Source organism: Mucilaginibacter sp. Mucisp86 (assembly GCF_047324315.1).
Lineage (GTDB): Bacteria > Bacteroidota > Bacteroidia > Sphingobacteriales > Sphingobacteriaceae > Mucilaginibacter.
In genome coordinates this window covers 4,973,014-4,986,487 of the sequence record NZ_CP168503.1, presented here as the reverse complement: position 1 = coordinate 4,986,487, position 13,474 = coordinate 4,973,014, and the positions used below count along the sequence as shown (strand labels likewise).

Here is a 13,474-nt window from a genome sequence, read left to right as displayed (position 1 = left end):
AACAATGCAGGGTGGACACATCTTGTCAATGAAAATAAATCAATAAAATCGAATGTCATTTCGAATGAACCAGCTGGGGTTGCGTTGCGGGGTGAGGAGAAATCTTATAGATCATGCTCTGAACCATCCATACGGCTCTGCAAGGTGTATAAGATTTCTCTTTCGCTCCACCACTCAGCTCTGCCCCTCCTCAATCGAAATGACATTTTCTTTTATTTAAAAAATGTGCCCACATGATAGTCTCAAAAGTTTTTTTAATTAAAAGCAATATTTATTTTCGGCGATCAGTTTTGCAGCAATATTTCTGCGTGCCTGGGTGGTATTAATGTCTTCAGTTTTGGTGAAGCGCTTAAGGCCCATCAGCATCATCCTTCTTTCGTCACCTTCGGCAAAGGAGTTTAGTGCTTCTTTACCCGATTTGGCAATATGTTCGGCAGCATCATTGATGAACACCCGCATCATATCCAGTTGTTCTTTGCAGGCTTCTTCGCCCCTTAAACCAACCAGTTTCTCCACCCTCAATTGCAGCGATTCGCTTACATAAAGTTCAATCAGCATATCGGCCAGGTTCATCAATACTTCCTGCTCTTTGCTCAATTGCATCATTAGTTTTTGAACAGCTGCGCCGGCTACCATCAATATCGCCTTTTTAAAATTGGCTATGTATTTCTTTTCCTTTATGAACAGACCATCTTCTTCAGCGGCACCAAAATCGGGGATGCTCATCAATTCACCGGCTACTTTCTGGGCAGGCCCCATGAGGTCAAGCTCGCCCTTCATGGCACGTTTGAGCATCATATCAACGGTTAACAGGCGGTTAATTTCATTAGTACCTTCAAAAATCCGGTTGATCCTTGAATCGCGGTACGACCTGTCCATCGGCGCTTCGGCGCTGTAGCCCATACCACCGTAAATCTGTACCCCTTCATCGGTCACATAATCCAAAACTTCTGAAGCATGAACTTTAAGGATCGCTGCTTCTATGGCAAACTGCTCAGTCCCTTTCAGTTTGGCTTTGTTTTCATCAAGGCCCGAGGCGATTAACATTTCTGTTGCCTCCTCCATATTCTGACTGGCCCTGTACACTGCCGATTCCGAGGCATAGGTACGGATGGCCTGTTCGGCCAGTTTATATTTTATAGCACCGTATTTGGAAATGGCCCGCCCGAACTGTTCCCGTTCATTAGCGTAACGTACCGATGAGGTGATCACATCTTTACTTGCACCAACTGTTCCGCCGCCTAATTTTATACGGCCGAGGTTTAGAATGTTGACCGCGATCTTAAATCCGTTCTGCCTTTCGGAAAGGAGATTTTCAACCGGCACCTTGCAATCATTGAAAAACACCTGGCGGGTTGAGCTTCCCTTGATACCCATTTTATGTTCTTCCGTATTGAGCGAAAGGCCTTCAAAATCTTTTTCAACAATAAATGCGCTCAGGTTTTCATCGTCATCTATCTTGGCGAAAACGGTAAATACATCTGCGAAGCCCGCGTTGGTGATCCACATTTTTTGACCGGTGATGAGGTAGTGCTTACCATCGGCAGAAAGCGTCGCCCTTGTTTTACCCGAATTGGCGTCCGAGCCCGCGGCTGGTTCTGTAAGGCAATAAGCTCCTTTCCACTCACCGCTTGCCAGCTTGGGGATATATTTTTGTTTTTGGGCATCGTTGCCATAATATAATATAGGCATGGTGCCGATACCCGTATGTGCCGAAAATGCCACTGAAAATGAGTGACCAGCGCCCAGCTTTTCGGTAACCAGCATGGCGGTTTTAAAATCCTTACCGAAACCGCCGTATTCTTCGGGTACTGATATGCCTAACAATCCCAATGCACCAGCTTCATCCATTAAATGACGCATTAATCCCTCCTCCTGTTCATCAATTCGCTGCAAATTTGGCGTTACCTGCTGTGCAAGAAAATTGGTACATGTTTCAGCGATCATCAACTGCTCTTCATTCCATTCTTCGGGAATAAAAACGCTATCCGCGGAAGTTTCCCTGATCAGAAACTCCCCTCCTTTTATGGCTTTCATCGGTTCTGTGGCATTCATAAAGTTTTTCTGGTTTATAATCAGGGGTAAAATTAGACGCATTACCAAGCCAAAGAAAGGGCAGCAATGCGGAGATATTAGTCAAAAAGTCGGAAATGATGGGGTGAAGGATGAGGTGGGGGGATAATGGTATAAATGTTTAGGATGCGACAAAAAATGTCATTGCGAGGAGGAACGACGAAGCAATCGCATGCTATACAGGGCGGCCGTGCCTCTGTGCGATTGCCGCGCTATCGCTTATAATGACGTGATTGTAAATTATTGATTATTAGCTATATTTTTTTGATCAGTTTTATGAATATAGGCGTTGCCTGCGGCCCATGCTATCCGCTCATACTGCACAAGCATTAGCCACAAGGCCGGTATCCGCTCCTATCACTAACGCGGCCCCGCGCACCATCGCTGAGATATATTTTATACGTCATTACGATTTTTTTTAGGGGTTCCCTGATGGTTTCTCGCAATGACATGTTTTTTATCAATGCGCAGATATCGCCCTGTAATCAGATGGCGACATCCCGGTATGTTTTTTGAAATATTTGCCAAACGAAGATTGATCAGGGAAATGGATATTCTCGGCGGCCCGGGCAATGCTGATCTCATGGTTTCTTAGCAATACTTTAGCTTCGAGGATAACTGCATCATCTATCCATTCGCCGGCGGTTCTCCCGGTTACTTCCTTAATGGTTTCTGTTAAATGCTTGGAGGAAACATAAAGTGCATCGGCATAATACTGCACGTTGCGGTGTTCTTTATAATGATGGAAAACCAGGGCCTGGAAAAGCACATTCAGTTCCTGTTTCCTGGTTTGTTTGCCTTTTATTATGGTATGCTGCTTTTCATAAATAGCCTGGATCTCATAAAGCAATGTCATTAAAATGCTCCTGGATATTTCAACGTGGTATGGATGTCCTTCACGTGCCAGTTTCTGCTGGATCAATAGATAAATCTCCAGTATCATTTTCGCGTCGGCACTGTCAGGGTAGATCACAGGGATAGATGCACTGTTAAAATAACTGAACGATTCGAGAAAATGACTGTTAACACTATTTTCGATCAGAAAAGCTTTGCTAAAAACAACAAAGCGGCATAAAAAATCAGGACTGCTGTTGTAGATCCTTAAAACATGAAAGGGGGTTGCCAACAGCATGGCATCCGGCCGGGCATCGTAGATCTGCAGATTTACTTCAACCTTAGCTGTACCGCGGGTGCAAATACCTATAATATAGCCATCCGAACGATAAGGATATTCGCTCAAACTCAGTAATTGCTTTTCGTCAACAACAAAAAAATCGGCGCCGGCCAGCTTGTCCGCGTAAAGATCTGCAAATTTTGATAAGCTTAATTGTCCAACCTTATTATTCATATGATTCAATATTACAATTCAACTGCTGTATTCGTCAAAAAATTATAAAAAAGACAGTTGTAATGTGGTTTTTCTTGTTTGTTATTAAAAATAAGCTTTATCCGACTTTTTGACTAATATCTCCGCATTATAGCCCTTTTTTTCTTCCCAATCCAAACTAATTTTATCCCTGACAGTTTCAAATTGTAACCTTTAAGCAATTTCCTGTCGCGAACCAATTATAATTTTATGAGAAAATTTCTACTCCTGGTGCTTACCATGGCACCGCTGTTAGCCTATTCCCAGGGTTTCCAGGTTAATTTGGAAGGGCAAAAGCAAATTGGCATGGGCCATACCGGTACGGGTATTGTACAGGATGGCGCTTCCGTATTTTTTAACCCGGGTGCTATGGCCATGCTGCCCGAAAATTACATACAGGGAGGAATAAGCCCCTTATTGTTCAAATCTGTTTTTAACCCGGCCGGAACATCAATCCAAAATCACACTTCAAATAAAGTAGCGACCCCGTTCCAGGCTTATGCCGTATGGGGGCCAAAATCGTCTTTCTGGAAATTAGGAGTTGGTGTTTATACCCCTTTTGGCGGTTTAACCGACTGGGGCAACACCTGGCAGGGTAAATATGTGCTGGAAAGCCTTAATCTGAAAGCCATTTATATTCAACCTACCCTGAGTGTAAAACTGGCCGATTGGATGAGTATTGGCGGAGGATTTGTTTACAACCACGGCAGCGTTGATTTGACCAGGGCTATTCCGCTGGCAAACAGCAATGGCGATCCAGGCCAGGCCCGGCTGAAAGGCAGCGGCAAAGGCTACGGATGGAATGCCGGCGTTTACTTTAAAACGGAGGCGGGTATCACCGTTGGTATTACGCACCGCTCGCAGGTAAATACTACTATTCCGGCCGGTGATGCTATTTTTACTGTGCCTTCGTCATTACAAAGCAGCTTTCCGCAGCCCAATACTTTCAGATCAACCATACCATTGCCGGCCACTAATTCCATCGGCTTCGGATTTTATCCGGGCAGTAAATGGATCGTGGCGCTGGATGTTAACCTCGTTAACTGGGATAGCTATAAGACATTATCATTTGATTATAAAACCAATACAGCCGTATTACAGGACACCCATTCTGCCCGGAATTACCAGCAGGCGTATAGTTTACGCGGAGGCGCTCAATACAAGGCAAATGATAAGCTGGCCCTGCGTTTCGGCGGCGGCTACGCCAGTACCGCTGTTTTGGATGGCTATGTAACTCCCGAAGCGCCCGATGCCAACAGGGTTTACGGCACCCTGGGTTTAGGTTATACCGTTGCTAAGCACCTCGATATTGATATCTCCTTTGAGTATGAGCACCTGATGCAGCGTACTCAAACTAATTTCGAGTCGCAATTATCTGGATCATTTAAAACTGATGTGTATATACCAGGTATCTCATTGGCCTATCATTGGTAATCTTTTAAAGAAATCAATACATGAAAACGTTTAAACTACATATTTATATTATTGCAGGCTTACTTTTATTAGGTGCCTGCAAGCCCGAAATCCATACGCCAAAGCCGTCTGCAGGTTCTGTTGATTTTTCACGATACATTGCGTTGGGTAATTCGCTCACTGCCGGGTATGCCGATGGGGGCTTATATCTTGCGGGTCAGCAAGTATCTTATCCAAGCATTATAGGTAAGCAAATGCAGTCGGTTGGCGGCGGCACGTTTTCGCAGCCATTATTCAGTACCGCCCAGGCAAACGGATCAGGCTATTTATCGCTCACCGGGTTTAATGCTGATGGCACTCCTATTACCACTCCGGTAACTACCAACCTTGCCATACGCGGTATATTGCCTGTCCCCGGCTTTGGAAACGTTACTTTATATACCAAATACACCGGCGATATCAATAACTACGGCGTGCCCGGTATTAAGCTAATGCATATCACCTATGCGCCATACGGCAATCTTAATGGGTATTTTGAACGCCTGTTGCCCGGTAATGCGCCAACAAACTCCACCACCTATCTTGATTTTGTTATGTCTAAGCCGTTCACCTTCTTCTCGAACTGGCTGGGGAATAATGACGCTTTGGGATATGCCACATCTGGCGGAGCGGGCGACGTACTGACAGATAAAAGCACTTTTGCTGCTTTATATAACGTATTGATAAACACCCTCACCGCCAAAGGGCAAAAAGGTGTGGTTGCAACAGTACCAGATGTAACTTCGATACCATATTTTAATACAATTACGGTTGGTGCAATACTGGCCGGCGTGCAAAAAGCTAATCCGAATGCAAAGGCTTTATATATTAACGCGCTGGTATCGGGAAGCACTTATGCCCCACGCGTGGCAACAGCCAATGATCTCATCATACTTACCTTCCCTACAAGCAAGATCGGGCAGCCGGTTGCAACACCTGTTGGCAATCTGCCTTATGGCTTAACGCCCTATACACCGATAGACAACCAGTATGTACTCGACGAAAAGGAAGTTGCCCTTACCGAGGATTATGTTACTTCTTATAACACCACCATAAAATCTGTAGCAGCATCAAAGGGGTTAGCAGTATTTGATGCGTACACTTTTTTACAAAATATAAAGCAGAACGGCCTGGTGGTTGATGGCGTCAGCGTTAATTCAAATTACATCAGCGGCGGCCTGTTTTCATTGGATGGGGTACACCTTACCCCACGCGGGTATGCTATTGTGGCTAACGAATTTATAAAGGCTATTAATGATAAATACAACTCATCAATACCACAGGTAAATATCTCGGATTATAACGGCGTTAAGTTCCCTTGATCTTTAGTCAGAAGTCTCAAGTCGAAAGCCTTAAGTTCTAAGTCATAAGCAGGATTTACCTCTGCCGACTTAGAACTTAAGGCTTTCGACTTATGACTAAAATCACCCGACTACGTTATCCGGGTCTGATTCATCGCCCGGTTCCCAGAGTTCAATGACGTTGCCTTCCGGGTCAAGGATGTGTAGAAATTTGCCGTAGTCATATTCAGCGATCTCATCAATAATCGTTACATTTTCTTTCCTTAGCTCATCTACCAGTGCAACAAGATTCTCTACCCGGTAATTAACCATAAATGGTTTTGTAGAAGGATCGAAATATTTGGTATCCTGCGGAAACGTGCACCAAGATGTAGACCCTATTTTCGACGGATCATCGGCATGCCGCCAATCAAACGTTGTTCCGTATTGCCCCACTGGCAATCCAAGATTTTTGACATACCACTCGTTCATACCTTTCGGATCGTCGCATTTGAAAAATACGCCCCCAAGGCCCGTTACTTTTTTCATAGTTAAATATGTTTGGATGATTAAAGGTGCAATAACATAGAAGAAAAGTTGTACAACATTTTGAAGATTATTTAACAGTAACTAACTACTTCGTTATGTACAACATCCTGAGCAATTTCCATCTATTTTAAGACATTATCAAATCTGTTTTCAGATCTTTTGTCTATTCCTAACAGCAATTTTAAGCTACATTGCATATCCATTACAAGTAGATTTTATCCTTTGAGCTTATGAATAACCTCTTTTAACTTTTCGTTACTATGGATGGTTTTTAAACCTTCCTCGTAGCCAATCATATAGATTTCTTCGGCAGCATCGGTGTCAAAAATGCCATAGCCACCCAAGCCATGTGGTTCAATAACTATGTCGCACAACATTTTATGTGCATTAAGGCCCGAATTGATCGTTATCATGGCAGCCCTGTCAACCAGGCTTCCGAAAGATTTAATTGTTGATACAACCGGCAAATGATTACAGCAAGAGCCTATGATAAAGTCGCAATTGCCCACCAACGGCTCAACCGGGAAATTATTAAGTATGCCCCCATCAACAAACATATGATCCTTAATGATAATAGGCCTGAAGATGCCGGGTAGGCAGCAGGACGCCAAAATAGCTATGTCCAGTTCGCCCTCGGTAAAGTAAACCAGTTTTGCTTCTCCAATGTCGACCGCCGGAATGGTAACACGCGTTTTAAGCTGTTGAAAGGAGTTATGCGGAATATATTTATTGATCAATACCCGGGTATGTAGTATAGAGATCAAACCGTTGCTGCCAAAGGCCGGGCGCAACAATTTAAGCAGGCTGTTATCTTTAATGATCCTAAGAATTTCTTTTGGTTCATATCCCTCTGCAAAAAAAGCGGCAGCTATTGCGCCTGCACTTGTGCCCGAGATGTGTGAAAACTTAATACCGTGATCGGTCAGCGCCTGCATCACCCCCAAATGGGCGACACCACGTACACCGCCGCCCGACAGCACCAATCCTATCTTTCTTGAGCCGTTTTGATCGATGTTTGTATTCATTTTGTATTAGGTTATCATCAACAGCTAACCAAGGCAGGCTACCTGAACATTGAGGTCAATATATTACTTTATTCAAATAAGGAAAAATTTTCCATCAAATCATATTTGCATATTGAGCAACCGATACTGCTACTTCTTCAAAAAAGACATCGCCGCTGCACTACCCACACCCAATGTTAATCCGGCTGCCACATCGGTAGGATAATGAACACCTAAATACATTCTTGAATAACTTGTAGCCCCGGCCCAAAAAAAAGATGGCGCAATCACGTACCACTTGGGATAAGCAGCAGATAAGGCTGTGGCTGTGGCAAAACTTGATGAGGTATGCCCTGATGGGAAGGAAGTACCGCCAGCCCTGTAAACAGGTGTAATATTGATATTTTGAATAAATGGCCGCGGCCGCTTTACCAGGTGTTTGATCAGCAGCATAAAACCGTAGGATACTGCTGTGCTGCTGGCTACATAGCCCGCGTTTTGCCGCATTTCTTTGTTATTGCTTACAATCCCTCCTACTAATAAACCTGCCGGAATCCCGATATCGCCATACAAAACATTTTTACTCAGAAACATGAAAAAGCCTGTTTGCCCGGGCGTTCGCTGATTTTGGAGATCGATCATCACACGATCATCCCAGCGCTGAATTGCAGGTGGAATAAATGCCGGGCTGTTCACGGTAATTTTCGCCGAATCGGCCTGGGCTAATACTTTGTTTGTGAAGCAAATAAATAAGCCCTGCAAATGAATTAAAACTACCAGAAATTTAAGCGGGGAGATTTTCTTCATAGATGTTCAGCGGCAACTTACTGTACTGCTAATTTAGCTATAAATACCCATTGCAAGGAGATTGTTTGTGCGCTGGGCAGTAAAAGCACGAGCGATGGATAGCCATAGGAATAAGACTTACGAAGTTTTTGAAACTTCGTAAGTCTGGGTTCTTCAACTTACCTGGTCAGGTACAAAGCAGATGTATCTTATTTGTAAACTTACTATTATCTACCCCAATTTCTCAATGATCTCGGCAGCAGTCCCCACCTCGCCTATCCTCGGGAAAATGTATTTGAAGCTGTGAGCATGCGCTTCGGCAAACATATCGGTCATTGCATCGCTGGCAAAGGCGATGTTGTAAGCAAACTCATTAGCCGAGCGGGCTGTGGCTTCAACACCTATGCTGGTTGCTACTCCCGCCAGTACAATTTGCGTAATACCTCTTTTTTGCAGTTCTTCGTGTAAACCAGTGTTATAAAAAGCGCCCCAGGTTTTTTTGGTGATAAAAATGTCTGTTGGTTCGGTTTTAATTTCAGGAGCTATTTCATTCCAGTCGGCCGGGAGTTCGGTCATGCTGTTCGCTTTGTTGTCACGCCTTGTTTTAAAGGCTGCACCTGTTGGTTCTACATGAACAACAACAATGGGTTTTCCGGCCTTGCGAAAGGCTTCCACCAGTTGAGCCGATTTTTCAAGGATATCGGCCATTGGGTGAGCCCCCGTAAGTTGTACAATGTATTTCTGCAAATCTATCAGTACAAGTGCTGTGTTTTGATCAAGTGTAGTTATCATGATAATTTGATTGTTTAATGTTTAAGAAATTGCCTCAGTGGGTTGCTGTTGCATGGCAGCCATTGCTTTCTTTTTAAGCCTGCTGCGCCGTAAAAAACCAAAATGTATAATGCCCAAAAGCAGTGCTATCATGCCTTCGGCCAAAACAGTATCGGGTACACCTATCTTTTGCGAAACCGCACCAATAAGCAAACCGCCAAGCGGCTGCATCCCAAAAAAAGACATCGCGTAATAACTGATTACCCGGCCGCGCATTTCGGGACTTGCAGTAGTTTGAATAATAGTATTGCCAATGGTAACCTGTGACATCATACCGAAACCTATAATGGCCGAGAAAAACAACGCAACAGGGTAGTTGTGCATATGCGAAAATGCGATTAGCCCCACCGCAAATACCAGCGTATTAACAGCAAGGATCTTTTTAAGATCGGTACCGGCACTTAATGAGGCCAGGAAAATGCCGCCACCAAAAGCACCAAGCCCTATTACACTATCAATCACCCCAAATGTTGATGCCCTTCCTTTAAATATATCCTTAGCATAAACCGGTATCAGCGTACTAAAAGGGAGTACAAACAGGCTTATCGAAGCAAGCATCAGCAACATAAACATGATTGTGGGTGTATTCCTGATGTATTCGAAACCGTCCTTCAGATCGGCAAATACGTTTTTACCATGGGGTTTGGGCGTAAATTTGGGCAAACGCATCATCAGTAATGAGCCAATTACGGCAACGAAGCTTACCGCATTGGCCCCAAAACAAACCGAATCACCAAATTTTTCAATGATCAGGCCTGCTATCCCCGGCCCTATTAACCGCGACAGGTTCACCATAGAAGAGTTAAGGGCAAGCGCATTGGGCAGGTCCGACTTATCATCAACCATTTCATAAACTAATGATTGCCTTGCAGGTACGTCAAATGCGTTAATAAGCCCTAAAACAGCGGTCAATGCCATGATTGCCCAAACCGAATAATAGCCAAAAAACACCAGCATAGTGAGCAAAATGGCTTGTATCATTGAGGCCACTTGTGTAAATAGCAGTACTTTAAAGCGGTTATACCTGTCAGAAACCACACCACCCAAAAACGAAAACAGGAACGAGGGGAACAAACTTGCAAACAGGCTTAAACCCAACATAAACTTGGAATGGGTTTGCGAATAGATCACCCAGCTCACGGCTGTTTTCTGCATCCAGGTACCCAGTAAAGAAACGGATTGCCCGGCAAAATACAACCGGTAGTTGCGGCTTTTAAAAGCGTTGAATGTACTTATCTTACTCATCTATCACTTTCTGTCGGTTTTTATTAATCAAAGTCTACAAGTTTGGCCAGCGGCGTCAAGGCTTTCTTCAAAACTTCCTGTTCTTCGGCAGTGCAAGTAGCTTCAAGCGCACGGTTAAGCCATTCGTCTTTTTCGCTTCTTGATTTGTGAATGAGGCTGATCCCCTCTTCCGAAAGCGAAATGATCACCTTGCGCTTGTCTAACGCTGAGATGCGCCTTTTGATCAACCCAAGATTAAGCAGATTACTCAGGATCTGCGACATAGATTGCGTGGTGATCTTCTCCATAGCTGCCAGCTCATTAGGCAGGATCTCTTCATGCTGAAAAATCAGCGCCATGGTTGACCGCTCGGTAAGCGAAAGCTTTTCGGCAGTGGCCGATGTCTTCCTGATCTTTTTACTAAGCCGGCCTATAATAAACCGCAATTCGGAAGCCAGTTGAATCTCTTTTTCGTTGCTCATATAATTAATCAGTTAAACTTGTAAGTTTACCTTACAAATATAGAGGTTGTTTTGTTAAGGGAGTGTAAAACCTGACCGCTGTTTTTTTTGATTTCACTGATTACGTTGATTTTGATTGGCTTACTTACTATATATCCTCCGAGGTTATTGACAACAACGTCAACCACAGCATTGGCGTTAGCCATGATCATCAAAAAAATCAGCGCAATCAACGTAATCATCCCTAATCAACGGTTCGTTTTCGTATTTTTACCCCGTGCCTGCTCCTGAAAAGAAAACACCTGTAAGAAAGAAAGCGCCTGCCCGTAAAAAACTGGTAGTTAAAGCAAAACAGCAGACCAATTTCTCCCCCCAGTGGATAGTGGCTATAGGCGCTATGCTGCTCATCCTGCTTTCTCCTTTTTATTATGGTTATATCTTAAAGTTTGGCAGCGCCACGTGGCGATGGATCATGGACGCCGGCGAGGATACGCATTATCGTAAATACAAGGATTTTGCCATCCATATCCCCGACGGCTATACCGTATATGGTATTGATGTATCATCATACCAGGGGCGCATCAACTGGAAACAGGTGAAGGCCATGCGCGAGGGCGATGTTCATATCAGCTTTGCATTTATCAAAGCTACAGAAGGCGTATTAAGCGTCGACCCCTATTTTCAGCGTAACTGGCGTGAGGCTCCAAAGGCCGGGATCATGTGCGGCGCTTATCATTTTTTTCTTCCGCAAAAAAGCGGCGTATGGCAGGCCAAGTTTTTCCTGCAAACCGTAAAAACCGAAAAAGGCGACCTGCCAATGGTGGTGGATATTGAGAGATTGTATCGTACCAGTCCCGAAAAGATGCGTGAGCAATTAGAAAGCTTTATCAAAACAATTGAAACGCGTACAGGAATCAAGCCTATCATCTACACCAACCTTAAATTTTACCAGGATTATCTGGAAGGATATTTTGATGGTTATACCCTTTGGATAGCCCATTACTATCAGCCCAAACTGCTGGTATCAAATAAAACAAATTGGAAATTCTGGCAGCATTCGGATAAGGCACATGTTAACGGCATCAACCATGTTGTAGATTTCAACGTTTTTAAGGGAGATAGTACGGAGTTTGAGAAATTGCTGGTGCCGTAAGTGACTAAAGGAATATTCTTCCCCGTCATTGCGAGGTACGAAGACAACCGACCGTAGGGAGCTCATTAATACCTATAAAAATCAAATTATATTTATTAATAATCGCGAACTATACAGGGAGGACTTGCTTAGCCGCTCTGCTTCTTGGGTATTGCTTCGTGCCTTATAATGAATTGATTGTAAGTTATTGATTATTAAGTGTATTCTCTTCAATAATTTGATAAATGTGAGCGTTGCCTCCGGCCCGGGCTTTCCGTTACAAGTCCTCGCTTTGCCTGCACACAAACCCAACGCTCGCTTCGGGCTTTTCACTGCAATCCCTAACGCGGCCCCGCGCACCATCGCTAAAATATATTGTATACGTCATCACGATTTTTTTTAGGATTTCCCTGATGGCTACTCGCAATGAAGAGGTGGCGAAGACGTAAGCTACACATCTCGCAAGTTACTGCTGCTTTTTATAATACAAAAAATATGATCCTCCCAAAATCCCCAAAAACACTAACGGCATAACACGGTTTGCAACCGGATCACCCGACGCGGTATGCGCTATAAAGGCCGAAACAAATACAAAAGTAAATCCTGCATAAGTCCACTCTTTCAACCTTGCAGATACAGGAACCAATAATAATATTGCGCCGATAAGTTTGGCTATTGCCAGTTCAACCCTAAAATAATCGGGGAAACCTAAATGATGGAAAGCGGCAGCCATTTCGGGTTTTGTTAAATAGGAGTAGCATGAAAAAGCCATCATCAATGCTACAATGGCTGTCAATATCCAGTAAAAGATCTTAGTAGTTTTCATTTGTTGTTGTTTGTTTTGCGCAAACTTAATTACCTTTGCTATCAAAAAGATACTACTATCCTAAAGGATACCGGTATCGTTGAGGATAGCGATCATGAATAAAGAACCAATCATTCGCACAAAAGAAGCCTGCAATGCCGCCATAAATGCAGTACGCGATACACTTTACGTGGTAAACGGCAAATGGAAATTACTGCTATTGGTAAGTTTGATGACAGGGACTAAACGGTTTAAGGAACTTCAGCGTGAGCTGGAAAGTATCACTCCCAAAGTGCTCTCCAAAGAACTCCGCGACCTTGAATTAAATGGGTTTATTAAAAGGACGGTTTATGATACCACACCTGTAACTGTGATTTATGAACGTACGGAATATGCCGATTCGCTTGGGAATGTCATTAATGAAATGCGTGAATGGGGGATGAAACACCGTGAGCATATTAAACAAATGAGCCGCGATGAAGCCGAAGCAAGAAAAGCAATAGCAGTTTAA

Annotated in this window: 13 protein-coding genes; 4 read left to right on the top strand and 9 right to left on the bottom strand. The window is 43.7% G+C overall.

Translation table 11 applies throughout. The features are described from left to right. Window positions 1–258: 258 nt before the first annotated feature. Both ACEN9X_RS21015 and ACEN9X_RS21010 read right to left on the bottom strand, forming a co-directional pair. The gene (locus ACEN9X_RS21015; RefSeq protein ID WP_413666999.1) at window positions 259–2,055 is read right to left on the bottom strand and encodes an acyl-CoA dehydrogenase family protein; all 1,797 of its coding nucleotides are present in this window, start codon (window positions 2,053–2,055) and stop codon (window positions 259–261) included. A gap of 478 nt (window positions 2,056–2,533) precedes the next feature. Then, window positions 2,534–3,421, bottom strand: coding sequence for a helix-turn-helix domain-containing protein (locus ACEN9X_RS21010; protein ID WP_413666998.1), 888 nt, complete (start codon window positions 3,419–3,421; stop codon window positions 2,534–2,536). Window positions 3,422–3,649: 228 nt separating this feature from the next. On the opposite strand from ACEN9X_RS21010, the gene ACEN9X_RS21005 reads away from it, so the two are divergent. Beyond that, window positions 3,650–4,873, top strand: a complete 1,224-nt coding sequence (locus tag ACEN9X_RS21005) for an OmpP1/FadL family transporter (protein WP_413666997.1) — start codon at window positions 3,650–3,652, stop codon at window positions 4,871–4,873. 20 nt (window positions 4,874–4,893) lie between these two features. After that, window positions 4,894–6,213: an SGNH/GDSL hydrolase family protein gene (locus ACEN9X_RS21000; RefSeq protein ID WP_413666996.1), complete on the top strand. Its 1,320-nt coding sequence runs from the start codon at window positions 4,894–4,896 to the stop codon at window positions 6,211–6,213. Window positions 6,214–6,315: 102 nt separating this feature from the next. Here the strand turns inward: ACEN9X_RS21000 and ACEN9X_RS20995 are convergent, their stop codons facing one another. From ACEN9X_RS20995 to ACEN9X_RS20970, 6 genes are all read right to left on the bottom strand, one after another. Continuing rightward, entirely contained in the window at window positions 6,316–6,720 is a 405-nt protein-coding gene (locus tag ACEN9X_RS20995) for a VOC family protein (protein ID WP_413666995.1), read from the bottom strand. A 215-nt stretch (window positions 6,721–6,935) separates the two neighbouring features. After that, window positions 6,936–7,745, bottom strand: coding sequence for a patatin-like phospholipase family protein (locus tag ACEN9X_RS20990; protein WP_413666994.1), 810 nt, complete (start codon window positions 7,743–7,745; stop codon window positions 6,936–6,938). Window positions 7,746–7,874: 129 nt separating this feature from the next. After that, on the bottom strand, window positions 7,875–8,531 hold the full coding sequence (locus tag ACEN9X_RS20985; RefSeq protein ID WP_413666993.1) for a phosphatase PAP2 family protein: 657 nt from the start codon (window positions 8,529–8,531) through the stop codon (window positions 7,875–7,877). Between the two features lie 210 nt (window positions 8,532–8,741). Then, the gene (locus ACEN9X_RS20980) at window positions 8,742–9,302 is read right to left on the bottom strand and encodes an isochorismatase family protein (protein ID WP_413666992.1); all 561 of its coding nucleotides are present in this window, start codon (window positions 9,300–9,302) and stop codon (window positions 8,742–8,744) included. Window positions 9,303–9,323: 21 nt separating this feature from the next. After that, the gene (locus ACEN9X_RS20975) at window positions 9,324–10,586 is read right to left on the bottom strand and encodes an MFS transporter (protein ID WP_413666991.1); all 1,263 of its coding nucleotides are present in this window, start codon (window positions 10,584–10,586) and stop codon (window positions 9,324–9,326) included. Window positions 10,587–10,609: 23 nt separating this feature from the next. Then, window positions 10,610–11,047, bottom strand: a complete 438-nt coding sequence (locus ACEN9X_RS20970; RefSeq protein ID WP_413666990.1) for a MarR family winged helix-turn-helix transcriptional regulator — start codon at window positions 11,045–11,047, stop codon at window positions 10,610–10,612. 256 nt (window positions 11,048–11,303) lie between these two features. On the opposite strand from ACEN9X_RS20970, the gene ACEN9X_RS20965 reads away from it, so the two are divergent. Beyond that, window positions 11,304–12,179: a glycoside hydrolase family 25 protein gene (locus ACEN9X_RS20965; RefSeq protein ID WP_413666989.1), complete on the top strand. Its 876-nt coding sequence runs from the start codon at window positions 11,304–11,306 to the stop codon at window positions 12,177–12,179. Between the two features lie 445 nt (window positions 12,180–12,624). Here ACEN9X_RS20965 and ACEN9X_RS20960 read toward each other — a convergent pair whose 3' ends face one another. Continuing rightward, a complete protein-coding gene (locus tag ACEN9X_RS20960; protein WP_413666988.1) occupies window positions 12,625–12,984 on the bottom strand; it encodes a DoxX family protein in 360 nt (119 codons plus the stop codon). Window positions 12,985–13,078: 94 nt separating this feature from the next. Here ACEN9X_RS20960 and ACEN9X_RS20955 point away from each other — a divergent pair, with 94 nt between their 5' ends. Beyond that, window positions 13,079–13,474, top strand: coding sequence for a winged helix-turn-helix transcriptional regulator (locus ACEN9X_RS20955; RefSeq protein WP_413666987.1), 396 nt, complete (start codon window positions 13,079–13,081; stop codon window positions 13,472–13,474).

Excerpts from the sequence above, each read along its gene's own strand:
- ACEN9X_RS21005 (WP_413666997.1), top strand. The coding sequence starts at position 3,650 with ATGAGAAAATTTCTACTCCTGGTGCTTACCATGGCACCGCTGTTAGCC.
- ACEN9X_RS21010 (WP_413666998.1), bottom strand. The coding sequence starts at position 3,421 with ATGAATAATAAGGTTGGACAATTAAGCTTATCAAAATTTGCAGATCTT.
- ACEN9X_RS20995 (WP_413666995.1), bottom strand. The coding sequence starts at position 6,720 with ATGAAAAAAGTAACGGGCCTTGGGGGCGTATTTTTCAAATGCGACGAT.
- ACEN9X_RS21015 (WP_413666999.1), bottom strand. The coding sequence starts at position 2,055 with ATGAATGCCACAGAACCGATGAAAGCCATAAAAGGAGGGGAGTTTCTG.
- ACEN9X_RS20955 (WP_413666987.1), top strand. The coding sequence starts at position 13,079 with ATGAATAAAGAACCAATCATTCGCACAAAAGAAGCCTGCAATGCCGCC.
- ACEN9X_RS20985 (WP_413666993.1), bottom strand. The coding sequence starts at position 8,531 with ATGAAGAAAATCTCCCCGCTTAAATTTCTGGTAGTTTTAATTCATTTG.
- ACEN9X_RS20990 (WP_413666994.1), bottom strand. The coding sequence starts at position 7,745 with ATGAATACAAACATCGATCAAAACGGCTCAAGAAAGATAGGATTGGTG.
- ACEN9X_RS21000 (WP_413666996.1), top strand. The coding sequence starts at position 4,894 with ATGAAAACGTTTAAACTACATATTTATATTATTGCAGGCTTACTTTTA.
- ACEN9X_RS20970 (WP_413666990.1), bottom strand. The coding sequence starts at position 11,047 with ATGAGCAACGAAAAAGAGATTCAACTGGCTTCCGAATTGCGGTTTATT.
- ACEN9X_RS20980 (WP_413666992.1), bottom strand. The coding sequence starts at position 9,302 with ATGATAACTACACTTGATCAAAACACAGCACTTGTACTGATAGATTTG.
- ACEN9X_RS20975 (WP_413666991.1), bottom strand. The coding sequence starts at position 10,586 with ATGAGTAAGATAAGTACATTCAACGCTTTTAAAAGCCGCAACTACCGG.
- ACEN9X_RS20960 (WP_413666988.1), bottom strand. The coding sequence starts at position 12,984 with ATGAAAACTACTAAGATCTTTTACTGGATATTGACAGCCATTGTAGCA.